We start from the raw sequence: 22,801 nt of genomic DNA, 5'->3' as shown, positions 1-22,801 counted from the left end.
AATAGTTATATATTGAATTTCTTTGCTAAGATGTTAAATACACCAACTTTTCTCGGTGTGTTTATTTCTCAGATAATAGGAGGCGACTATGATCACTCATATTAGCCCAGCAGGTAGTATGGATTTGCTTTCTCAACTTGAAGTTGAGCGTCTTAAAAAAACAGCATCTAGTGATATTTATCAACTTTATAGAAACTGCACTCTGGCAGTACTGAACTCTGGTAGCCACACCGATAACTCAAAAGTGCTATTAGAAAAATACAAATCCTTTGATGTTAATGTCGTTCGTCGCGAGCGTGGTATCAAGCTCGAATTAAGTAATGCGCCTGAACATGCCTATGTGGATGGGCAAATGATCAAGGGCATTCAAGAACACTTATTCTCCGTGCTGCGTGATATTGTTTACGTCAATATGCACCTTGCCGACAGCCAACGTTTGAATCTCACAAATAGTACTCATATTACCAATTTGGTCTTTGGGATATTACGAAATGCAGACGCATTAACACCTGGCATTGAGCCAAATCTTGTGGTTTGCTGGGGGGGGCATTCGATCAACCCAACTGAGTACCAGTACACAAGAGAAGTGGGCCATGAACTCGGCCTTCGAGAGCTGAACATCTGTACCGGTTGTGGGCCAGGAGCAATGGAAGGGCCTATGAAAGGAGCCGCGATTGGTCACGCTAAGCAGCGTTATGAAAATCGTCGTTACTTAGGGTTAACCGAGCCATCCATTATTGCAGCAGAGCCACCGAATCCGATCGTCAATGAGTTGATCATTATGCCGGATATTGAGAAACGTCTGGAAGCGTTCGTTCGTATGGCCCACGGGATTGTTATCTTCCCTGGTGGACCAGGAACCGCTGAAGAGCTTTTGTATATTCTGGGGATCATGATGCACCCAGATAATGCTGACCAACCGATGCCGATTGTACTGACAGGGTCAAAAGAGAGTGAAAGTTACTTCCGCTCAATCGATAAGTTTATTGGTGATACTCTTGGCAAAGAAGCACAAAAGCATTATCAAATAGTCATCGATGATCCAGAAAAGGCAGCGCAAATTATCAGCCAAGCGATGCCTAGTGTAAGACAGCACAGAAAAGACACTGGTGATGCTTACAGTTTTAACTGGTCACTTAAAATTGCACCGGAATTTCAGCTCCCCTTCGAACCTACCCATGAAAGCATGGCGAGCTTGGATCTTCATCTTGAACAGCCTCCTGAAAACTTAGCGGCCGCACTCAGACAAGCCTTTTCTGGTATTGTTGCTGGTAACGTTAAAGCGGAAGGCATCATCGAAATAGAGAAACATGGGCCGTTCACGATCAACGGAGATTCAATACTTATGGAGAAGATGGACAAGCTGCTCAACGATTTTGTTGAACAACATAGAATGAAGTTACCTGGTGGCACCGATTACGTACCTTGTTACAAAATAGCCACCACTGACGAACGTTAAACCGATAGAAAGCGATCACGATGCCATTTCAGGTTACAGTCACTCTTCACGGCGATTCATTCTCTAAGGGCAATGGGTAGCAATCTATCATTGATTCATTACAATAAGGGCTGAATAAGCCCTTATTTTTTGGAATGTTATGTCAATACACCTAGTGATCATCGATGCGCTCAACCTGATTCGACGTGTCCACTCAGCTCAGCCCGATCCCGCAGACATAGCAAGAACCATTGAAACGACTAGCCGAACATTAAAGCGCATAATAAATGAAGCCGAACCTACGCATATCATTGCGGTGTTTGATCACCATTTGCAAAATCGAGGTTGGCGAGCAGAAATAATGCCTAAATATAAAGAAAACCGAAAGCCCATGCCTGAGCCTTTACTGCATGGTTTAGATAAAATTCAGCAAGCCTGGTGGGATCTAGGTATTGATTCGCTGCTTTCCGATGGTGATGAAGCCGATGATTTGGTCGCCACATTAGCGGTAAAAGTGGCTCAACACGGTGAAACAGTCACCATTATCTCAACCGACAAAGGCTACTGCCAATTACTCTCCCCAACGCTACAAATTCGCGATTATTTTCAACACCGCTGGCTCGATGAGCCTTTTATTGAAAAAGAATTTGGTGTTAAACCGAGTCAGCTTTCTGACTACTGGGGGCTGACTGGTATTAGCTCAAGCCAAGTCCCAGGAATTCCAGGCATTGGCCCAAAAGCGGCTAAAGAAATACTGAACCAATACACCGATATTGAGACCGCCTACAGCGCTGATGATCTGTTACCTAAATACCGAAAGAAATTTGATGCGCACATTGACTCTGCGCGTACCTGCAAAGCCGTATGTGCGCTTAAAACCGATATAGAGTTAGGGTTCAATTTACAAGATCTACGTTTTAACGGATAAATAGAGGTTGCTCTACCAGTGCAGAATCTATCCACTATTAACTAACTACTAACTACTAACTATCATCAATCCATTCTCAGCGACACACTATCACGATTCGGATGTAATACTACCGCTCTTCTAGCGGATACAAAAAGGCCCACAGTAACGTGGGCCTCGAAGTCTTTAATCTTTTCGTCACTTAATGGAGTGAGATATCTAGCGCTATGAGAGAATCAGTGCATCGAAATAGCTAGTGCGTCAAAACGTTAGTGCGGCGAGATATTCGACAAGCACTGAAGGTGAACCGTTATTTCTTCACGATCATGATAAAGATGCTTCGCTTGAAGTTTATACTTAACGTCATTTTCAGTTAAAAATTGCTTCAAGTTCTCAATATCTTGGAGCACTTCATCATAACGACCTTTCATCGGCAGTTTCAGGTTAAAAATCGCTTCTTTTGCCCAGCCACTAATGATCCACTCGCCCATAAGCTGAGCAACACGTGAGGGTTTTTCAATCATGTCACAAATAAGCCAAGTGACGTTCTTACGATCTGGCTCAAATTTAAACCCATCGACTTGATGGTGCTTAACTTGGCCCGTTTCCATTAAACTGTCAGCCATCATGCCGTTATCAACCGCATGAACAAACATAGAACGCTTCACCAATTGATATGTCCAACCACCTGGGCATGCACCCAAGTCCACTCCCCACATCCCTGACGCCAATCTTTCATCCCACTCATCGCGAGGGATAAAAACATGGAATGCTTCTTCAAGTTTTAATGTCGAACGGCTTGGTGCATCGGCAGGGAATTTTAACCGTGGAATTCCCATAAAGAATTTTGAATTATTGTCGACGTTTGAGTACCCCACGTAACAGTGGCCAGGTGCGACAAAGCAGATATGCATGACTGGTTTTTTAGGGTTATCTTTATTGAACATTAACCCTTTACCGCGCATGGCTTGACGCATCGGTACGGTAAATTTACGGCAGAATTTCAGCAGCTCTTTAGCTTCATTGGTATCTGGCGTTTCAATGCGAATATCACCGCAACGAGGAAAGCCTTCAACCTCGCTCAACGCTTGTAAAATAGGAGAGATACGGTCTTCTGTTGGCAACTCAGTAAGCTCAGTCGCAACCGCAAACATTTGACGAGCAAAGATCAACGTTTGAAAATCGATCGATTTGATCAACTTACCCGCATCGCCTTCTTGGTAGCACTCAAACAGCACATAACCAGTATTTTTCTGTACACGAGGAAAACCATACACCTCTAGGTGATTCGCTTTATCTTGAATTTCACCAGCGCACTCTTTTTCAAAGCCAGAACGGCAATAGAGCATTACGTGTTTCACTTGTTAACCTCTTTTAACTGTAGTGCTGCGACAGTAAACAGCCCCCACCCAATAATAAATAGTAGACCACCCAATGGGGTAGTCGGTCCAAACCACTTAATTCCGGTAAGCGCTAGAGCATAAAGACTGCCACTAAAACAAAGGATGCCGATAATAAAGCAAATTGCGGCAAGGAAAAAATACTTTTGTGCTTTTTGGCTCATATTTATCTGAATTAAAATCGCACATACCGCAATCGCGATGGAGTGAATAAATTGATATTGCACACCCGTTTCAAAAACACCCAGCAGGTATGGCGACAAGATAGATTTTAAGCCGTGTGCGGCAAAAGCCCCTAAAGCGACTGAAACCATGCCAGATAAACCACAAAATGTAAGTAATGGCTTACTTCGCATCGTACACCTCTAAAATAAACTGGCTGAGTTTCTCAACGGTTAACGCGATATTTTGTTCTTGTGTAAACCCTGAACGTTGACGAGGCTTGAAGCTATGATCACCATCGGGAATAAAAGCGACCTCGATATGGCTTGAAAGCGAAAACTCAGGAAACTCTTCTCGTTTTCCCATTGTATCGCGTTCACCTTGCAAAATAAGGCATGGCTTACTCAGTGTGGCCAAATGTACCCCTTTATACTTTTCGGGTTTGCCAGGTGGGTGAAACGGGTAGCCTAAACAAGCGACACCAGCCACTAACGTTTCATCAGCCAATAGGCTTGCCATTCGCCCTCCCATCGACTTTCCACCAATGACGACTGGTCGAGTTGCAACGTCATCAATCACTTTCTGGTACGCCTCTAGGAGCTTTGGCGCACGATCGGGGGGACGCTTCTTTCCATTTTCAGCACGTTCGACCATATAGGGAAAATTAAAGCGAATCACCTGAATGCCATTTTCGGCCAAACCTTTGGCCACCTGAACCATAAAATCGTGATCCATTCCCGCCCCCGCACCGTGAGCAAAAATGAACACTGGCTGATCGCTTTGACCATCAATCAGGTAATCAGTCATCAAGAAACTCCTCTTGCTCACTTTGAGCCTTGGCTAACATCCAGTCACGGAATGTGGCTATCCGCCCCATATCCGCTTGCTTATCATGGCACACCACATAAAAAGCATTCTTAGTGACAAATATTTCATCAAATGGAGCAATAAGACGTCCGGCTTCTAATTCTGGTTGAGCCAATACGTTATGTCCTAGAGCAATACCTTGCCCATGTACAGCAGCTTGAAGCACCATAGTAGAATGGCTGAAGATAGGCCCATGGTTGACGTTCACCCCTTCCAGTCCATATTGCTTAGTGAACTGCTTCCAATCTTTACGAGACGTATCATGCAATAACGTATGTGATTTAAGATCATTCAGTGACTCTAAAGGCTTACTCCCCAATAGCAGACCAGGAGAACACAAGGGAACTAAGTATTCCTGATACAGTTTATCGGCTCGTAAACCTGGCCAATTGCCTCGACCATAGTAAATCGCCACATCGACATCATCAGTCAAAGAGCCATCATCCATATCAACGGCTTTAATTCGAACATCGATGTCAGGTTGTTGCAGATTAAAATCGGCTAAACGTGGAACCAACCATTGAATAGCAAAACTGGGTGGCAGGCTAATGGTCAGCGCGCCTTTTTCACTGCGTTCAAGTACTTTATCGGTCGCTTCAGCAAGAGATGAAAAGATGTCTTTAATATCGAGGAAGTAACTTTGGCCCTCTTCTGTCAATAGCAAAGAACGATTTCGTCGACGAAACAGCTTCAGACTTAAGAACTCTTCCAGAGCTTTAATTTGATGGCTAACTGCAGCTTGAGTAACAAATAACTCTTCAGCAGCACGAGTGAAACTTAAGTGCCGAGCGGCTGCTTCGAACACTTTTAACGAATTAAGAGGAGGCAATCTTCTAGACATAGGAGCACTCAAAAAATGGATTAGTTTTTTTAATCTGAAACATTATAAATTGTCGATTGCTTAGCGGCCAGAGAAATTCTATATTTCACCCCGCAGCGCAGGCCTGAACGGCTTAATTCTCTCTAGAATTAATTGGCTTGCTGCTTGCTATGTTGTGTTTGCATACTCGGTTTTCGAGTTAGGTAGATTTCTACCAAATATTTTGTCGCTGTTCTCTCAACGACAAGATCAACTTCCTGTATTTTTGACCTGTCTGTCAAATGATTTTGCACCGCCTTTTGGCGGTGTTTTTTTATCTATCGACAACAGGGCTGAGCTGGACTGAACAGCAAAAAAAAACGCGAACCGTCATACGATTCGCGTCATCATGTTAATTCTATTGGCTATCTTACCTTGATGTAACCGTAACCTAAGGTCGGTACACTTTTACGTTGTGGTAACCCTGCTCTTGCAAGTACAACGCTTGCAAGCGACTCATTACGCCGCGATCACAATAAAGAAGGTACTCTTTATCTTGATCCAAATCGCCAAATTGCGTGCCGAGTTTAAAGAAAGGAATATGTTTTACTTCAACGCCATCAATCACTAATGGGTTGCCATCTTCTTCTTCCGGGCTACGAATGTCCAGCACGATAGCACTACCATCCGCTTTTTGTACGTGTTCTACTTCCGGCGCTGCTTTCACACTCTCTTTTGCAATGTCACGAATATCCATGACTCGAGCGTTCTCGACAACACCCTCTAAAATAGCGAAATCAAAGTTTCCTTCTTCTCTTTCTAGTTTGGCTTTGACAGCTTTAACCGTTGGATTTTTAGAAATAACACCACAATATTCCGGCATTGTTTTGGCGAAGTCTTCTGTACCAATTTCACGAGCAAGAGAAATAATGTCTTCTTTATCCCAATTGATCAACGGTCGAAGAATCAATGAATCGGTCACGTTATCAATATGACGAAGATTCGTCAGCGTCTGGCTAGAAACCTGCCCAAGCGCTTCGCCTGTGATCAATGCTTGAATACCAAATTTCTCTGCAACTTGACCCGCCGCGCGCATAAACATACGTTTTAGTACGACGCCCATTTGACCATCGTCAACTTTCTCTAAAATCTCCGCCACAACAGGTTCAAAATCCACTGAGATGAATTTTACTTTTGCCGATGAACCGTATTTATTCCATAGGAAGTGAGCAACTTGCTTCACACCAATTTCATGTGCCGGGCCGCCTAAATTGAAGAAACAGTAGTGTACTTTTGAGCCACGCTTAATATGCAAGTAACTTGAAACACCTGAATCAAAACCACCAGAAATTAAGCTAAGAAGATCTTCCTGCGTTCCTAGAGGGAATCCACCTAAACCTTTATGACGGGCAATCACTTGGTTAAGTTTATCTTTTTCAATCTCAACTTTGACTGTTACGTCTGGGTTCTTAAGCTGAACTTTGGCACTTTCAACCGCTTGATTAAGGCCACCACCAACATAACGTTCTAGCTCAATCGAAGAAAAGTCATGTTTGCCGCGACGCTTAGCACGCACTGAAAAAGTCTTGTCGACAATGAGAGAACCGCTTAACTCCAATACTTGTTCATAGATATCGTGCAGATCTTTAAAATCAGACTGCTGAACTTCTAGAGAGTGGTGAATACCCGGAGTCTGAGTTAAAACGTCTAACGTTTCGTTGTAGTATTTGTCACTTTGTGAAGTGACTTCAATGTAATCACGACGGTTGAATACGGCAACCGACTCGGTTCGGTTTTGTAGTATGTTGCGAATATTACACTCTAGAATCCTTGTGAAGCGCTTGCGCACAGAATCACTTTTTACAAAAATTTCTGGATGGGGCTTAACGATAAATTTCATACATCACTTCACAGGTTAAAAGCTGGCGCAACGCGACTATTCTGCTTCTCATTACAGTAAGTAACCCAAAGGCCAATCACCAAAACAATAAGCGTGTTTTAATAACCGCTCTATAAGGGCGCAAGATTATACACGAGGTTGCAAACATAAAAAAGGTGAGCGTTACACTCACCTTTCTCGTGACCAAGAGAGTTAACAAACTCCATCGACAACCCTTTTTTAATCAATACATTACGGTTCAAGCGGTATTGATGGCACTTCATCACTATACAGTGGCTCACCTTGCATAATGCTGATCTCAACTCGACGATTTCGAGAGCGTTGAGCAGCCGTATCATTTTCCCCTAGCGGTTCCGTGTCGGCCATCCCTCTAACTCTCAAACGCTGATGAGAGAAGCCGCGGACTTTTTCCATCTCTTGAGCAACAGAAACCGCCCGCTGAGAAGAAAGATCCCAATTAGAACGATACAGCTCAGAATCTAATCGTTGATCATCGGTATGACCCGAAATACGAACAATGCCAGGTACATCTTTAACCAACTCTGCGATTTGGCGAACCAAGGGTCTAAACTTCGGTTGTAAAAACGCCGATCCTTCAGGGAATGCCCCTTTCTCTCGAATACGGATAACGATTTGCTGCCCTAGGTTTTCAACTTCAATCGCCCCTTCCGCGATTTCGCGCTCTAGGGCTTTTTTGATCGCTTCTTCTAAGATTTCAAGCTCTTCAGATTGCGCTTCTGATTGTGAATCCGATTCTTGCTGCTGTTGTTGATCGGCTTCGTTGTTTTGGTTGTCTTGCGTTGAGGTATCGGGTGATTTTCCGCCCGTCTGTTTACCCTTGTCTCGCTGAGTCCCCCCCGCTCGATCGGATTCACCCTCGTGAAAATCAAGGGTTTGCTGCGTGATATCGATGGTTTGCTGCATGATCACGTCAATCGGCGTAGGCTCTGGTCGCCCTGGTCGAAACTCTTGGGCAATAATACTGGTCCCCTTAGGGATGTCTTTCACCTCAAGACGGTTTTGAACCCCAAAGGCAAACTTCATCGAACCCGCTATCTGTTTGAATTTCAGAACATCCATTTCTGAAAACGAAAGCAGCAATACGAAAAAGCACATCAACAGTGACATCAAATCGGCAAATGTTCCCATCCACAGCGGGAGACCGGGGGGCGGACATTTGCAATCTTCTTCATCATCCATATTGCGTTCCTTACTCGTTATCTACATCAAGAACACGTTTACCTTCATGGAGGTAGTTCTTAAGGTAACTATCGATAACTCGTGGGTTTTGACCATCTTGGATAGCAAGCACGCCATCCATAATCAAGCGACGATTCAATTTTTCTTGTTCACGTCTGAGGGACAATTTATCGGCAATAGGGAAAAACACCATGTTAGATAAAATCGCGCCGTAGAGTGTGGTTAACAATGCAACCGCCATTGCAGGACCAATGGATTTTGGATCATCCATATTAGACAGCATCGCAACCAAACCAACTAGAGTACCAATCATTCCCATCGCAGGAGCAACATCACCAAAGGCTCTAAAAACACTGGCACCAAAGTCGTGTCGCTCATCGGTTAACGCGATATCTTTTTGCAGCGCCGCTCTCACCACATCGGCGTCATGCCCATCCACCAGCAGATCAATGCCTTTTTGCATGAAACCATTGGTGATCTCCATCTCTTCCAGCGCTAAAAAACCGCCTTTCCGTGCTGCGTCTGCCATTTCAACCACTTTCGCGATCAAATCTTCAGGCTCATCCACTTTAAACATGAATGCTTTACCGGCAATTTTTGCTGCCCCAAAAAACTGGCCCATTGTAAACTTCATCAATACAACGAAGGTGGAGCCACCGACTACGATCAAGATTGACGTGACATCGATGAACATCATGATGCTGCCACCAAGAATCATCGCCATGATGACAAAGGCAAAACCACCAATGAGTCCTAACAGCGTTGCTAAATCCACAAAGCACTCCTCATGCTATTTATCAGCGAATATGAGATTGATACCAATTCAAAAAAACACAAGGCGAGTGCTCAATTAACGTTATTTAAGGATAAGATAAATTGGTATTCTTTCGTCAGTTAAATTAGTTATCGGCCTGATCATAAGATCTTTAACTAAATTATTGGAATTCCTTTCAAAGTTTTTCACCACACAGATCAACCTATGATGACATTTACAGTGTGTTTTTATCACAACGGCGACTAAAATTATTCATATTGAGTCACAACATTCTATTCATACAAGTCACACACTGTCACTTAGGTATAGAAAATAGACCGTTTAAGCTCCACTTTTCTAACAATTTTTTTTGGTTAAATTTGACCATCACCACGCCCTAAGGTAACTTTCGTCCATCTTTCTCAACTAGACAGCTAAACGAGACATATTATGGCGAGTAAAAAACCTGAAAACATGTCGTTTGAAGCGACCATTGAAGAACTCGACACTTTAGTTGAACAGTTGGAAAATGGCGAGTTAGCGCTTGATGACGCTCTAAAAAAATTCGAACGTGGTATTGCTTTAGCTCGCGTCGGTCAGACAAAACTAAGCAATGCTGAACAACGTGTGAGCATTTTGCTGCAAAATGATGACGAAGCGCCTCTGAGCCCTTTTGAATCTCCGACGGAATAATATAGAAGAACCATTATGATTGAGGCGTTAACCGCTTATCAACAACAAAACAATCACACGCTCAACGCCTGGTTGGATCGTCTGCCACACCAAGACAGTACGCTCATTAATGCCATGCGTTACGGTTTGCTACTTGGTGGAAAGCGCGCTCGTCCTTTCTTAGTCTATGCCACTGGCCAAATGCTCAACTGCGAACAAGCAGGGTTAGACACACCCGCTGCTGCTATTGAATGTATTCATGCTTACTCACTAATTCATGACGATCTGCCAGCAATGGACGACGATGAACTGCGTCGCGGTCAACTGACTTGCCATATTAAGTTTGATGAAGCAACAGCCATACTAACGGGTGATGCTCTGCAAACCCTCGCTTTTACGGTGTTGGCAGAAGGTGAACTATCCTCCGTCGCTGAAGCGCAACGCATTAAGATGATCCAAGCACTGGCACAAGCGTCAGGGGCTCATGGCATGTGTATCGGTCAATCACTTGATCTTGAAGCCGAAAGCCGCCAAGTGACTCTTGAAGAACTCGAAGAAATTCATCGTAACAAGACAGGCGCACTGATCAAATGTGCCGTTCGACTCGGCGCTCTATCTGCAGGGAAAGAAGGTATTGCCATACTCCCTCAGCTTGATAAATTTGCGGATGCCATCGGCCTTGCATTCCAAGTCCAAGATGACATTTTAGATGTTATTGGCGATACTGAGACCCTTGGCAAGCCTCAAGGCTCTGATCAAGAATTAAATAAAAGTACCTACCCATCTCTACTCGGATTGGATGGTGCGATAGATAAAGCTCATACTCTATTGAATGAAGCCCTTCAGGCACTCAAAGAGATTCCTTACAATACAGAATTACTTGAAGAGTTCGCCCGATACGTCATCGAACGCAAGAACTAAACACTAATAAGCGCATTACTATGACTCTTGATATTTCAAAATATCCAACGTTATCACTGGCCAATACACCGGATGAACTTCGAAGTCTTCCTAAAGAGACACTGCCTAAGCTGTGTGATGAACTTCGAACTTATTTGCTTAACTCTGTGAGTCAATCCAGTGGTCACCTAGCATCAGGCCTGGGTACTGTCGAGTTAACCGTAGCGTTGCACTACGTCTATAACACTCCTTTTGACAAAGTCATTTGGGATGTTGGGCACCAAGCATACCCGCATAAAATTCTCACTGGTCGCCGTGATCAGATGTCAACAATTCGCCAAAAAGATGGGCTTCACCCGTTCCCTTGGCGAGAAGAAAGCGAATTTGACACGTTATCGGTCGGTCACTCTTCGACTTCTATCAGCGCGGCGCTTGGTATTGCTATCTGCGCAGAAAAAGAACAAAAAAATCGTAAAGTTGTCAGTGTCATTGGCGACGGTGCCATTACGGCGGGCATGGCCTTTGAGGCGATGAATCATGCGGGCGATGTTCATTCCGATATGCTGGTTATTCTCAACGATAACGAAATGTCGATCTCTGAAAACGTTGGTGCGTTGAACAATCATTTGGCTCAAGTGCTATCAGGTACACTGTATACCTCGATCAGAGAAGGGGGCAAGAAAGTCCTTTCTGGCGTTCCGCCAATCAAGGAACTGGTTCGCAGAACAGAAGAGCACCTCAAAGGAATGGTGGTTCCAGGAACATTATTCGAAGAGCTTGGGTTCAACTATATTGGCCCTATTGATGGTCATGACGTCAACGAACTCATTAAGACCTTAAAAAATATGCGTGGGCTAAAAGGGCCACAGTTCTTGCATATCATGACCAAAAAAGGCAAAGGCTATGAGCCAGCCGAGAAAGACCCGATTGGTTACCACGGTGTTCCAAAATTTGACCCAAGCCAATTAAGCCTGCCAAAAAGCAGTAGCACAAAACCGACGTTCTCTAAGATTTTTGGCGACTTCCTGTGTGACCTAGCGGCGCAAGATCCTAAGTTAATGGCCATTACCCCGGCAATGAAAGAAGGTTCGGGTATGGTGCGTTTTGCAAAAGAATACCCGGAACGCTTTTTTGATGTTGCCATTGCTGAACAGCACGCCGTGACATTAGCAGCAGGCATGGCCATTGCGGGTGACAAGCCTCTTGTCGCGATTTATTCGACATTCTTACAGCGTGGATACGATCAATTGATTCATGATGTGGCGATTATGGATCTTCCAGTGATGTTTGCTATCGATCGAGCCGGTTTAGTTGGTGCTGACGGTCAAACTCACCAAGGCGCGTTCGATTTAAGTTTTATGCGTTGTATTCCAAACATGGTCATCATGACGCCAAGTGATGAGAATGAATGCCGACAAATGCTGTATACCGGTCATCAGCATACAGGTCCAAGTGCAGTGCGCTACCCTCGTGGTAATGGTATGGGAAGTACTATTGAATCTGATTTTACCGCTCTAGAAATTGGTAAAGGTCGCCTAATACGTCAAGGTGGAAAGTGTCAAAGCGAAAAGTGTCAAGGTGAAAAGGTCGCGATTTTGAACTTTGGTACCTTCCTACCTGATGCACTACAAGCCGCAGAAGAACTGAATGCGACCGTTGCCGACATGCGATTTGTAAAACCCTTAGACAAAGAGCTGATCAAAGAACTGACCGACAAGCACGATGTTATCGTCACCCTAGAAGAAAACGTCATCGCAGGTGGCGCAGGCGCTGGTGTCATAGAGCATATGATGAGCGAAAAAATAATCAAACCTGTGTTAAACCTAGGTATCCCAGACAAGTTCATTGCTCAGGGAACACAGCAAGAACTGTATGCTGAACTCGGTTTAGATGCACAAGGTATTGTAGGTTCAATTAGCCAGTATCTTGCTAAATAACCGTGCAGAATCAAACGTTAGTATAGAAAGCATTGCTGGATAAGCATAAAACACAATAAAAAACGGAGCTTCTCGCTCCGTTTTTTATTCCTACTATTTATGCCAACCAAACTCCGTCATTAGCCTTTGCCAAGTTTCATCAAATCCAGCTTTAAGTACTAACTCCTCATTAGTTAGAGGGTGAATAAACTTGAGTTCAGATGCATGCAGCATCAATTGGTAAGCATCGTAGTTTTCGCGAAACAGTCGGTTGTGTTTTCCATCACCGTGAGTCGTATCTCCGACAATCGGATGCCTCAAGTGCGCCATATGACGACGTAACTGGTGTTTCCGTCCAGTTTGAGGTTTCATTTCCATTAAGCAATACCGGCTGGTTGGAAAGCGCCCTGTTGAGAATGGCACTTCTACCTGTGCTAACGGCTGATAAGCGGTCACCGCTTCTTGAGGTTCTTTCTCTTGGTTAGCAAATTTGTCCGCTATCTTGTCTAGCTCAACCTTTAGTGGGTAATCGAGTACGCCTCCCTCTTCTATCCAACCGCGAACAATGGCGTGATAGGTTTTTTCCATTTCATGATTGGCGAACATCGGCATGACTTGAGAGGCCACCTCACTAGACAGCGCAAAGACCAATACGCCTGACGTTGGTCTGTCTAATCGATGCAGTGGAAACACATGCTGGCCTATTTGATCGCGGAGTGTCTGCATGACAAATTGGGTTTCATGTTTGTCTAACCAACTTCTGTGCACCAACATACCAGCGGGCTTATTCACGGCCACCAAGTATTCATCTTGGTAAATGATCTCTAACATGGTTTAGACACCTCATCTATCTTGGTCGTTATCAAAACGACAGACTGGTAGGCTGACTGATCTTTCCACACTTGTTCAAAATACGGTGAAATAGCAAACCCGACCGGTAGTGGCTGCCTTTGTGCAATCATAGACTGGATCTTAGGAATAAATATCCACTGTAACCATTGCTCAGGGTTGAGCGTATCGAGGGCAAAAGGTTCTTGGCTTTGAAGCGCATGTTGATCCGGTTGATGAGATTGCCAAAGCTGTTTTTTCTCTAGCTCTTGCTGTAACTCATCAAGCAAAGTAAGAAGTTGTACAGATTGCGTCATTAATCACTCTGAAATTTTATCGAAGACCTTGAAATTACGCGTTAGGATACCATGTAATAAACAAAGAAACTCAAGGTCATTATTCTCATGGAAGTTATACACACCCTCACCGAGCTACTAACTAATAGTGGTTGCCAATATAAGATTTTTGACCTCGGTCGTCGCATTAAAACCATCGAAAATACGGCCTTTGACCGAGTAGAAAAAGGTCAGCAACCGTATCCATATCCATTGCAAAAAAAAGCACATTTAGCGATTGCATATTGGAATGAAAAACAACAGCCATGGATCTGGTTTTTAAAATTTGAGTTAGATGAACGCGGGCTGCTAAAACAAGCAGAAATAGGAAACTTCTTAAAATTTGTGCTAGAAGCGATGGGTTCTCGTATCAGTCAAGACATGAGTGAAGAACAACAGGAAAAGCTCTCAAACAATCCTTACACATTCAAACCGAGCGATGACAAAATGGCGGTATTCCACAGCCAAATTCGCTCTGACTTAGCCTTATCAAGCAGCCAATACTACGAACATGCGCAGCACTACTTTACCGGTAATCTAGGGTGGGAAAACTGGCAAACCGTTGGGCTACAAGGGATCACTGATCTTTGTGCTCGTTTAGGCCAATCTCAAAACTCAGTGACGGTGCGTAAAGCGTTACGACACTTACCAAACGAGCCTTTATACGCATTACTAGGCGCTCTTGAGCATACCGAATTGCCCGACAAGCTTGCACAGAACATTGCTCAAATGACCGTCAATCAAATCGAAGCACCAGAACCCGATCTGTTCTTAATATCGGCCTTGTGCCGTGCACTTTCTGGGGCTGACAATACGATTTCTCTTCCCGTTATTCATCAAATATTAGCTAGCCCACGTTTAAGCCATCAAGAGGTTTTGATCGGTATTGCGGGGCGTACATGGCACGTATTAGTTGAGCCTGGTATCGCTGAGCAGTTCTTACTTCGATTAGCACAGACAGGAAACCAAGCACTATTCAATCAACTGTTTTCAGACTTAGTGATGCTACCAGAGCTGCGCATGGTGATCTTGCCCCTACTTCATTCCAATCCATCGGATGATCTGGCCAATGCATTATTAACGTTACAGCAATCAACGCTTTCGTCTTAATGCTTTAACGCTTTAATGATAAGGGAATTGCATGATTAATAATTTACTGGCCATTATCGCTTTGTTTCTCGTTTGCTTTATATTTTGGCAACAAAGAAAACAAGGGGAATTGGCCAAATCGGCGATAGAGCGAAAGTGCAAACAGCTCGATTTACAATTGGTGTCTGTTTCACTCGGACAACATAAGTTGCGAACACCTCAAGGTAAATGGCAATGGCACACGGTATATCATTTTGAATTTTCATCGTTGGGCGATGATTGTTACCAGGGGGAATTAATGATGTGTGGATTTAGGCCATTGAATTTTCATTTGCCACCACATCGGCTGTAAGCTCATATTCGTAGTAAGGCCCATGAAAATCTTGGTTTTCACCTACTTTTTGAAAGCCAAGTTTTTCCAATAATTTAATTGAAGCTATATGATGGGTATTGGCAGTGGCCACTACTTTTTGTAAAGACAGCTCTCTGTAGGCTTTTGGAATAAACGCCTTTAATGCTTCGCTTGCAAGACCTTTCCCCCAATACGCTTTATCAATGATAAAACCAAGTTCAGGTTCAGATTCCAATTGAGAGAGAAAGATATGGCCAATGTATTCACGGTTGTAGTTATCCAAAACAGCCATGCAATACATTGAGCTATCGTTCAGTACTCGATCAAACAACGCTCTCGCTGACGCAACCGTGTGAGGGCCATTCATTTCAGCCCGATTCTTCACACAGCAATTCAACATCAGAAATTCTGACTGCAGAGAGTCGCTATAGGGAAGTAGCATCAGTCGTCGAGTTACTATAGTCATATCTAATCCTTGATGGGACTACCTAATAGATAATTACAAAGCCTTTATTACAGAGGCGAAAGTTAAACTAAGCATCCTAGAAAAGTATTGATCTAGGTTACTTTTGGTGTGCTTATTATGTTTTCTATCAAAATAAGAAACAGAGTACAAAAGAAAAACCCCGACACTTGCGTATCGGGGTTATAGTCTTACTCGCAGCAGTCCGGCTACTTGTCGTGCTCCATGCATCATCCATAATAGTGGCTGAATCCATCAGCATTTCCGTACTTCGCCGTCCTAGCGGTGTCCTAGTCGTCCTGATAGCCAACAATCCTCGTTAGCACTCATCACTTGTTCCTTGAGCGGTGTCCATGACATCATCCTGATGCTGTCCTACCTCTTCCTAGAGGTGTCCATTGTCGTTCCCTTGCAGTAACCATCCTAGCCACTGTTGTATCCGTACAATGTCCTTCGCTTCCTGCTGACGGCTATCCTAGCTGCCAACTCTTCATCCTGAAGATCACCGATTCCTTGGTGTTTTCCTGTTCCGTATCGAACTCCTTTCGACCGGTTCTAATTTACGCTCATTTCATGTATAGACAAGACACTGCCATGTGAAATTTATTGCCATCTCAATGACGATAAAATAAAGACATTTAAAATCAATGCATTAAGAGGATTGATTTCTATTTCTCTCTCTATAAAATGCACTTATCTCACATCACTTGTAAGAGATCTCTTACACAGCGACGACGATTTTGAGATTCGCCAAAAATGACAATTAACAGTATGATGTGGCAAAGAAAATAATTAGGAGCCAATGATGTTAACTCAAAATGTCACTGACGAACTCACGAGCATATTATCCACTCTTGCGAAAGAAGGAAAAGAACCGACCGTTGCACTCGTTAAAGCGCGTTTAAGCAGCTCTGTCCCTATTCCTGCATTGATTACCGCGATTAAAAGTTGGAAAAACTCGAATCGAGTCCCTAAAGTTGAAGTCGCTGCAGCCAACACCTTTGAGCAAGATAAAATCGCCCGTTTAGAGCAACAAGTTAATCAGCTGATTCAGCGAGTCACTGCATTAGAAGAAAAATTCAACGAGAAGTCAGAATGATGAAAATTTGGGTCGATGCCGATGCCTGTCCGAAAGTGATCAGAGAAACGATTGTACGCGCAGCCGAGCGAACAGGTGTGGAATGCACTTTTGTTGCCAACCACGTTGTGCCCGTGCCAAAGCGGGCTAATATCCATTCGCTTCAAGTGCCTGCTGGCTTTGATATCGCAGACAATGAAATCGTGCGCCGGACCAACGCTGGCGACTTAGTCATCACCTCAGACATTCCCTTAGCCGATGAAGTGATCACTAAAGGCGCATTAGCCCTAAATACTCGGGGTGAGCTATATACAACAGAGACCATTAAAGCTCGGCTAAATATGCGAGACTTTATGGACACTATGCGCTCAAGCGGCATTCAAACCGGTGGGCCTGCGACACTGTCTCAAACCGATAGACGTGAATTTGCCAACCACCTCGACCGCATTCTAGCAAAACGTCGATAGAGCACACCGTTAGTGAGAATTTCGACATAAAAAAACCTGCGACTTAGTCGCAGGTTTTTTATTCACAATACTTTTTATTTACACGACTACGGCGTGTAGAAGGTAGCAGCACCTGGGCCTACAGGTAGACCAAATACGAATACCCACAGATAGAACAAGACGCTCCAACCGAACATAAAGCAGATTGAATAAGGCAACATGGTCGCGATCAGCGTACCAATACCTAGGTTCTTCATGTAACGCGTTGCTACTGCAAGGATAAGACCGAAGTAGCTCATCATTGGTGTAATAATGTTCGTAGTTGAATCACCGATACGGTAAGCCGCTTGAATCGTTTCTGGTGCGTAGCCTACTAGCATTAGCATTGGAACGAAGATTGGTGCTGTGACTGCCCACTGAGCAGAAGCTGAACCTATCATCAGGTTAATGAAGCCACACATTAGGATGAATGCGAAGAACAACATTGGTCCTGTCAAACCGATCTCTTGCAAGAAGCTCGCGCCACCCACAGCAATCACTTGGCCGAAGTTAGTCCACTTAAAGAAAGCAACAAACTGCGCGGCAAAAAAGACAAGAACAATGTACATGCCCATTGAAGACATCGACGTTGCCATCGCATTGATGACATCGCGGTCGTTCTTCATCGAACCGGTGACTTTACCGTACACAAAACCTGGAATAGCAAAGAAGACGAAGATGAACGCAACGATACTCTTTAGGAAAGGAGAGCCAGAAACCGTACCTGATGCAGAACGAAGAACACCATCAGCAGGAACAATCGTCCAAGCAAGAAGCGCACTCACGGCCAGAACAGCAATACCAGCAAGTTTAAGGCCTTTCTTCTCGATATCCGTTAACTTACCCATCGAGTCATTTGATAAATCTTCAGACGCTTCCTCGTCATTGTATTTACCCAGTTTAGGCTCAACAATCTTCTCGGTAACAAATGCACCAGTAATCGCAATAAAGAAGGTAGAAACAAACATGAAGTACCAGTTTGCTTCAGGACCAACGGTATACGATGGATCGATCATCTGTGCTGCGGTTTCTGTAATCCCAGAAAGCAGTGGATCAACCGTACCGATGAGAAGGTTTGCAGAATAACCACCGGACACACCTGCGAATGCAGCCGCCAAGCCAGCAAGCGGGTGACGCCCTAAAGAATGAAAGAGCATCGCAGCAAGTGGAATAAGGACCACGTAGCCAAGCTCAGATGCCGTATTTGATATGATACCAGCAAACACGACCGTCACGGTTACCATACGCTGAGAAGCGCCCATCACCATGCCACGCATTGCCGCAGAAAGTAACCCAGAGTGTTCAGCAATAGCAACACCAAGCATGGCAACCAGTACCGTCCCTAATGGTGCAAAACCGACAAAGTTTTTAACCAGATTGGTCACAATCAGTTGCAGACCTTCGGCATTAAATAGGCTAACTACATGAATCATGCCGTCAGCAGCACGGCCTTTAGCTCCTTCTGGACGAGGGTCCATAACAGACACTTCAAAGTAGCCAGCAATGCCTGAAGTAATTAGGATTGCGACACAGAAGATGGCAAAAAGGGTGATTGGGTGGGGTAATAAGTTCCCCAAATATTCAACGCCGTCTAAAAAGCGGGTAAAAATAGGTTTTTTCGGCGAATTGTTTTTTATCGAAGCAGATGAACTCATCTGTTCCCTCCATTGAGTTTGCTTTTAATCTTAGTGATTTGTTTTTCCCTGATCTTGCGCTGCCAACACACAAGAGGCGGAAGATTACTTCACATTTTGAAATAAATGAAGCTCAATATGTAACAAAAGGTATTAAAAGGCAGTAAAACAAACCATAAAAAAACAAAAATAAAGATTATTTAACCAAAAATTAACAACAAAATAATATAGAGAGATAGAACGAGCAATCCAACCAATCCGCGATAAGCACTTGTTCATAAGAATATTTTGCTAATATGTGGCGATAGTAAGATTGATTAGCATGTGAGTGATCGGGTTCAATTCTCAACATTTGCTTAATAATAACGACAGTGTGAGGCCAAACGTGTACTCCGTAAAACCGATAGGTGTTATTCAAACGCCATATAAAGAAAAATTTGCTGTTCCACGACAGCCTCGACTGGCGCCAAGTGCTACAGCACGGATTAAACTTCTGGATGAGGCTAACTGCATGGAATCGGTGAGAGGGATCAACGAGTTCAGTCATTTGTGGCTGCTCTTTTTGTTCGACAAGAATCTCGCTGCTGGGTGGAAGCCCACGGTTCGTCCACCGAGATTAGGGGGAAATGAGCGCATTGGTGTGTTTGCATCACGAGCGACATTCAGACCTAATGGGATTGGTATGTCAGCCGTTGAGTTAAAAGGAGTCTCTCAAGAAAAGGGACAAACTTGGTTAGATCTAGGCAGTGTTGATCTCGTCGACGGAACCCCCATTCTCGATATCAAACCTTATATCCCCTACTCCGATTCCATTCCAAACGCATTAGGGGGGTTTGCCGCTGAAGAACCTGAAGTTCTAGACGTTAACTTCTCTGAAAGAGCAAAAAATCAACTGGCTGGGCACCCGCAAGCTCGCCAAATCATTCAGGTAATCAAAGAAGTTCTTGGACAAGATCCCCGCCCAGCGTACAAAAAAGGACAACCAGACAGTAAAGAATATGCGGTAAACTTGTTCGATCTCAACGTGAAATTTGTCATAGAAGCGCTTTTCATTACGGTTACTGACATTGAGCGCTTTTGAGATCACAAATAGGCTGATATTATATGCGGCTATATCAGATTTGCTGTCGTCATTGACCACCGCAAATTTTCTTTTATCAATGATCAAACGGATACCATAGAATGCGTACCAGTAACTATCTTCTTTCTACTTTGAAAGAGACTCCAAACGACGCAGAAGTTATCAGCCACCAGCTGATGCTACGTGCAGGTATGATCCGTAAGCTAGCTTCAGGTTTATACACTTGGCTACCTACCGGTCTACGTGTACTACGTAAAGTCGAAAACATCGTTCGTCAAGAAATCGACAATGCAGGTGCTGTTGAAACCTTGATGCCCGTTGTTCAGCCGTTTGAGCTTTGGGAAGAGACAGGCCGTTCAGAGAAAATGGGCCCTGAGCTGCTTCGTTTTACTGACCGTCATTCTCGTCCGTTTGTTCTTAGCCCAACGGCTGAAGAAGTCATTACTAGCCTTGTACGCAATGAAGTGAATTCTTATAAGCAGCTTCCGCTAAACCTATATCAAATCCAGACTAAATTCCGTGATGAGCGTCGCCCTCGTTTTGGCGTCATGCGTGCACGTGAATTCTCTATGATGGATGCGTACAGCTTCGACATCGACAAAGAAGGCCTAGAGAAATCTTACCAAGCGATGCACGATGCTTACTGTAAGGCATTCGACCGCATGGGGCTTGAGTACCGTCCTGTATTGGCTGACTCTGGTGCGATCGGTGGCAGTGGCTCACAAGAATTCCACGTACTTGCAGAGAGTGGCGAAGACCTAATCGCATTCTCTACAGAATCAGATTACGCAGCAAATATCGAAAAAGCCGAAGCTTTGGCTCCGGCTGCAGAACTTGCAGCACCAACTCAAGAGATGGAACTGGTTGATACGCCAAACGCGAAAACTATCGCAGAATTGGTAGAGCAACACGGTCTAGCGATTGAGAAAACAGTGAAGACTCTATTCGTTAAAGCTTCTGATGAAGTAGACGCTGATATCATTGCACTTATCATCCGTGGTGACCACGAACTTAATGAAGTGAAGGCTGAAAATCTTCCACAAGTTGCTTCTCCACTGGAAATGGCTGATGAAGCTACGATCCGTGCACTGATCGGTGCTGGCCCGGGTTCACTAGGTCCTGTTGGCTTAGAGTTACCATTCATCGTTGATCGCACGGTTGCCGTCATGAATGACTTCGGCGCTGGTGCAAACGTAGATGGTAAGCACTACTTCGGTATCAACTGGGGTCGTGACGTTGAGCTTGCTCAAGTTGAAGATCTACGTAACGTTATAGAAGGTGATGCGAGCCCATGTGGCCAAGGTACACTGATGCTGAAACGTGGTATCGAAGTCGGACATATTTTCCAGCTTGGTAAAGCATACTCAGAAGCGATGAACTGTGGAGTGCTTGGGCCTGATGGTAAAAATACCATTTTAGAGATGGGCTGTTACGGTATCGGTGTTTCTCGTGTGGTGGCTTCTGCCATCGAGCAAAACCATGATAAATACGGCATTATTTGGCCTGACGCACTTGCACCATTCCAAGTGGCTATTGTTCCAATGAACATGCACAAATCTGAAGAAGTGAGAGAAGCGGCTGAAAAACTCTACACTGAACTGACTGCGATGGGCATTGAAGTACTATTCGATGACCGTAAAGAGCGCCCAGGCGTTATGTTCTCAGATATCGAATTAATTGGTATTCCCCACACTATCGTTATTGGCGATCGCTCAATGAAAGAAGGTAACTTTGAGTACAAAAACCGTCGTGCTGGTGAAAAATCGTCTATTCCGATGGCTGACATTATTGAACATGTAAAATCTCAACTTAAGTAACCATCATTTAAGTAACAAGCATTTAAGCAACAATCAGTTAAAAAATAAAAGGAAACGGGTTAACGATGAGCGTTAGCCCTTTTTTTTACCATTGCAGTTCGGACCATTACCCTCCCTCATCTCAACCCGCTATTTTCCATCAATCCGATCGTATTGATAGTTTAATTCTCAACCATACAAAGCCATACCTTGAGCTATAACAAACTCTCGTTTTGAGTTTCCCAACAGCTATGTGTATATTGAGAGCAGTTATCATTTAGTTAGGGTTAAACCATGAAAGTATACGACTGTTGTGATCTGGTACGTGAACTGTACTCACAAATTGGCAGTGGCGATCAAAGCTACATTCCTAAAGCCATCACTTGTGCTGTAAAAACATTTAATGACATTGCGGCTGATGCATCGCTCCCTAAAGAGACCCGTGAACGAGCAGCATTTGCAGCGGCAAATCTATTGATTTCTGATTTTGAGGATTGATCATGCATCTATCGAATTTTGAAGCGATGGATCCAATCATGCTCATGAGTATCGTCAATATGAAACTTCGCGACGATTTTGGTGGTGATCTCGATAAGCTTGCCATCTACTTTGAGATTGATAGAGCGGCATTAGAAGCAAAATTAGCAACAGCTGGTTTTGACTTCCTGCTAGATGCCGGTCAATTTCGTTAAGCCAAAAGCTTTCATGTTATAAATAAGAATATAAAAAAACCGCCGATTGGCGG

General features: G+C 44.0%; 24 protein-coding genes. 13 read left to right on the top strand and 11 right to left on the bottom strand.

Translation table 11 applies throughout. The annotated features are described in order from the left end of the window. Positions 1–88: 88 nt before the first annotated feature. Positions 89–1,459: a nucleotide 5'-monophosphate nucleosidase PpnN gene (gene ppnN / locus A1QO_RS08200; protein ID WP_017038932.1), complete on the top strand. Its 1,371-nt coding sequence runs from the start codon at positions 89–91 to the stop codon at positions 1,457–1,459. Between the two features lie 139 nt (positions 1,460–1,598). Further along, positions 1,599–2,366, top strand: coding sequence for a flap endonuclease Xni (gene xni, locus A1QO_RS08195; protein WP_017039930.1), 768 nt, complete (start codon positions 1,599–1,601; stop codon positions 2,364–2,366). A gap of 248 nt (positions 2,367–2,614) precedes the next feature. Here xni and rlmM read toward each other — a convergent pair whose 3' ends face one another. The 7 genes from rlmM to pomA form a co-directional block, all read right to left on the bottom strand. Then, positions 2,615–3,706, bottom strand: a complete 1,092-nt coding sequence (rlmM, locus tag A1QO_RS08190) for a 23S rRNA (cytidine(2498)-2'-O)-methyltransferase RlmM (protein ID WP_017034662.1) — start codon at positions 3,704–3,706, stop codon at positions 2,615–2,617. Further along, positions 3,703–4,101, bottom strand: a complete 399-nt coding sequence (locus tag A1QO_RS08185; RefSeq protein ID WP_017040937.1) for a DUF423 domain-containing protein — start codon at positions 4,099–4,101, stop codon at positions 3,703–3,705. Before A1QO_RS08185 ends, rlmM begins: the two co-directional genes overlap by 4 nt. Next, positions 4,091–4,714, bottom strand: coding sequence for an alpha/beta fold hydrolase (locus tag A1QO_RS08180; protein ID WP_017038930.1), 624 nt, complete (start codon positions 4,712–4,714; stop codon positions 4,091–4,093). Before A1QO_RS08180 ends, A1QO_RS08185 begins: the two co-directional genes overlap by 11 nt. Next, a complete protein-coding gene (locus tag A1QO_RS08175) occupies positions 4,707–5,615 on the bottom strand; it encodes a transcriptional regulator GcvA (RefSeq protein WP_017040936.1) in 909 nt (302 codons plus the stop codon). Before A1QO_RS08175 ends, A1QO_RS08180 begins: the two co-directional genes overlap by 8 nt. 409 nt (positions 5,616–6,024) lie before the next feature. Next, a complete protein-coding gene (gene thiI, locus A1QO_RS08170) occupies positions 6,025–7,473 on the bottom strand; it encodes a tRNA uracil 4-sulfurtransferase ThiI (protein ID WP_017039929.1) in 1,449 nt (482 codons plus the stop codon). A 231-nt stretch (positions 7,474–7,704) separates the two neighbouring features. Further along, positions 7,705–8,673, bottom strand: coding sequence for a flagellar motor protein MotB (locus tag A1QO_RS08165; RefSeq protein ID WP_017035672.1), 969 nt, complete (start codon positions 8,671–8,673; stop codon positions 7,705–7,707). A 10-nt stretch (positions 8,674–8,683) separates the two neighbouring features. Beyond that, positions 8,684–9,448: a flagellar motor protein PomA gene (gene pomA, locus A1QO_RS08160; protein WP_017035673.1), complete on the bottom strand. Its 765-nt coding sequence runs from the start codon at positions 9,446–9,448 to the stop codon at positions 8,684–8,686. 429 nt (positions 9,449–9,877) lie between these two features. Here pomA and xseB point away from each other — a divergent pair, with 429 nt between their 5' ends. The 3 genes from xseB to dxs are packed head-to-tail and all read left to right on the top strand — an operon-like array spanning position 9,878 to position 12,936. Continuing rightward, the gene (gene xseB, locus A1QO_RS08155; protein ID WP_017040935.1) at positions 9,878–10,120 is read left to right on the top strand and encodes an exodeoxyribonuclease VII small subunit; all 243 of its coding nucleotides are present in this window, start codon (positions 9,878–9,880) and stop codon (positions 10,118–10,120) included. A gap of 15 nt (positions 10,121–10,135) precedes the next feature. Further along, complete coding sequence (gene ispA / locus A1QO_RS08150; protein ID WP_017035675.1) at positions 10,136–11,020, top strand: (2E,6E)-farnesyl diphosphate synthase; 885 nt, start codon at positions 10,136–10,138, stop codon at positions 11,018–11,020. Positions 11,021–11,040: 20 nt separating this feature from the next. Further along, complete coding sequence (gene dxs / locus A1QO_RS08145) at positions 11,041–12,936, top strand: 1-deoxy-D-xylulose-5-phosphate synthase (protein WP_017040934.1); 1,896 nt, start codon at positions 11,041–11,043, stop codon at positions 12,934–12,936. A 93-nt stretch (positions 12,937–13,029) separates the two neighbouring features. Here the strand turns inward: dxs and truC are convergent, their stop codons facing one another. Further along, entirely contained in the window at positions 13,030–13,746 is a 717-nt protein-coding gene (gene truC, locus A1QO_RS08140) for a tRNA pseudouridine(65) synthase TruC (protein WP_017035677.1), read from the bottom strand. After that, positions 13,740–14,060, bottom strand: coding sequence for a YqcC family protein (locus tag A1QO_RS08135; RefSeq protein ID WP_017038927.1), 321 nt, complete (start codon positions 14,058–14,060; stop codon positions 13,740–13,742). Before A1QO_RS08135 ends, truC begins: the two co-directional genes overlap by 7 nt. A gap of 87 nt (positions 14,061–14,147) precedes the next feature. Here A1QO_RS08135 and A1QO_RS08130 point away from each other — a divergent pair, with 87 nt between their 5' ends. Further along, positions 14,148–15,188: a DUF3549 family protein gene (locus A1QO_RS08130; RefSeq protein WP_017038926.1), complete on the top strand. Its 1,041-nt coding sequence runs from the start codon at positions 14,148–14,150 to the stop codon at positions 15,186–15,188. A gap of 31 nt (positions 15,189–15,219) precedes the next feature. Next, the gene (locus A1QO_RS20055; RefSeq protein WP_083249895.1) at positions 15,220–15,519 is read left to right on the top strand and encodes a DUF3301 domain-containing protein; all 300 of its coding nucleotides are present in this window, start codon (positions 15,220–15,222) and stop codon (positions 15,517–15,519) included. Here the strand turns inward: A1QO_RS20055 and A1QO_RS08125 are convergent. Beyond that, complete coding sequence (locus A1QO_RS08125; protein WP_017039928.1) at positions 15,479–15,985, bottom strand: GNAT family N-acetyltransferase; 507 nt, start codon at positions 15,983–15,985, stop codon at positions 15,479–15,481. The genes A1QO_RS20055 and A1QO_RS08125 overlap by 41 nt on opposite strands. An 802-nt stretch (positions 15,986–16,787) precedes the next feature. On the opposite strand from A1QO_RS08125, the gene A1QO_RS08120 reads away from it, so the two are divergent. Together A1QO_RS08120 and A1QO_RS08115 are read left to right on the top strand one after the other, a co-directional pair. Beyond that, complete coding sequence (locus A1QO_RS08120; RefSeq protein WP_017039927.1) at positions 16,788–17,081, top strand: hypothetical protein; 294 nt, start codon at positions 16,788–16,790, stop codon at positions 17,079–17,081. Beyond that, positions 17,081–17,527: a YaiI/YqxD family protein gene (locus A1QO_RS08115; protein WP_026026760.1), complete on the top strand. Its 447-nt coding sequence runs from the start codon at positions 17,081–17,083 to the stop codon at positions 17,525–17,527. The genes A1QO_RS08120 and A1QO_RS08115 overlap by 1 nt, the downstream gene beginning before the upstream one ends. Positions 17,528–17,613: 86 nt before the next feature. Here the strand turns inward: A1QO_RS08115 and A1QO_RS08110 are convergent, their stop codons facing one another. Further along, positions 17,614–19,200, bottom strand: a complete 1,587-nt coding sequence (locus A1QO_RS08110) for an AbgT family transporter (protein ID WP_017035683.1) — start codon at positions 19,198–19,200, stop codon at positions 17,614–17,616. A gap of 364 nt (positions 19,201–19,564) precedes the next feature. Between A1QO_RS08110 and tsaA the strand changes: the two genes are divergently transcribed. The 4 genes from tsaA (at position 19,565) to A1QO_RS08090 (ending at position 22,748) form a co-directional block, all read left to right on the top strand. Beyond that, positions 19,565–20,260 (top strand): tRNA (N6-threonylcarbamoyladenosine(37)-N6)-methyltransferase TrmO, encoded by a 696-nt coding sequence (gene tsaA / locus A1QO_RS08105; protein ID WP_017039925.1) that lies wholly within the window; start codon positions 19,565–19,567, stop codon positions 20,258–20,260. Between the two features lie 101 nt (positions 20,261–20,361). Further along, a complete protein-coding gene (locus A1QO_RS08100; protein WP_017039924.1) occupies positions 20,362–22,077 on the top strand; it encodes a proline--tRNA ligase in 1,716 nt (571 codons plus the stop codon). 273 nt (positions 22,078–22,350) lie between these two features. Further along, a complete protein-coding gene (locus A1QO_RS08095) occupies positions 22,351–22,554 on the top strand; it encodes a YaeP family protein (protein WP_017035686.1) in 204 nt (67 codons plus the stop codon). 2 nt (positions 22,555–22,556) lie between these two features. Further along, complete coding sequence (locus tag A1QO_RS08090; protein WP_017039923.1) at positions 22,557–22,748, top strand: DUF4250 domain-containing protein; 192 nt, start codon at positions 22,557–22,559, stop codon at positions 22,746–22,748. The last annotated feature ends 53 nt before the right edge of the window (positions 22,749–22,801 follow it).

The sequence above is a fragment of the Vibrio genomosp. F10 str. ZF-129 genome, assembly GCF_000287055.2.
Classification (GTDB): domain Bacteria; phylum Pseudomonadota; class Gammaproteobacteria; order Enterobacterales; family Vibrionaceae; genus Vibrio.
The sequence above is the reverse complement of the archived record's forward strand: the minus strand, read 5'-3'. Positions and strand labels throughout refer to the sequence as shown.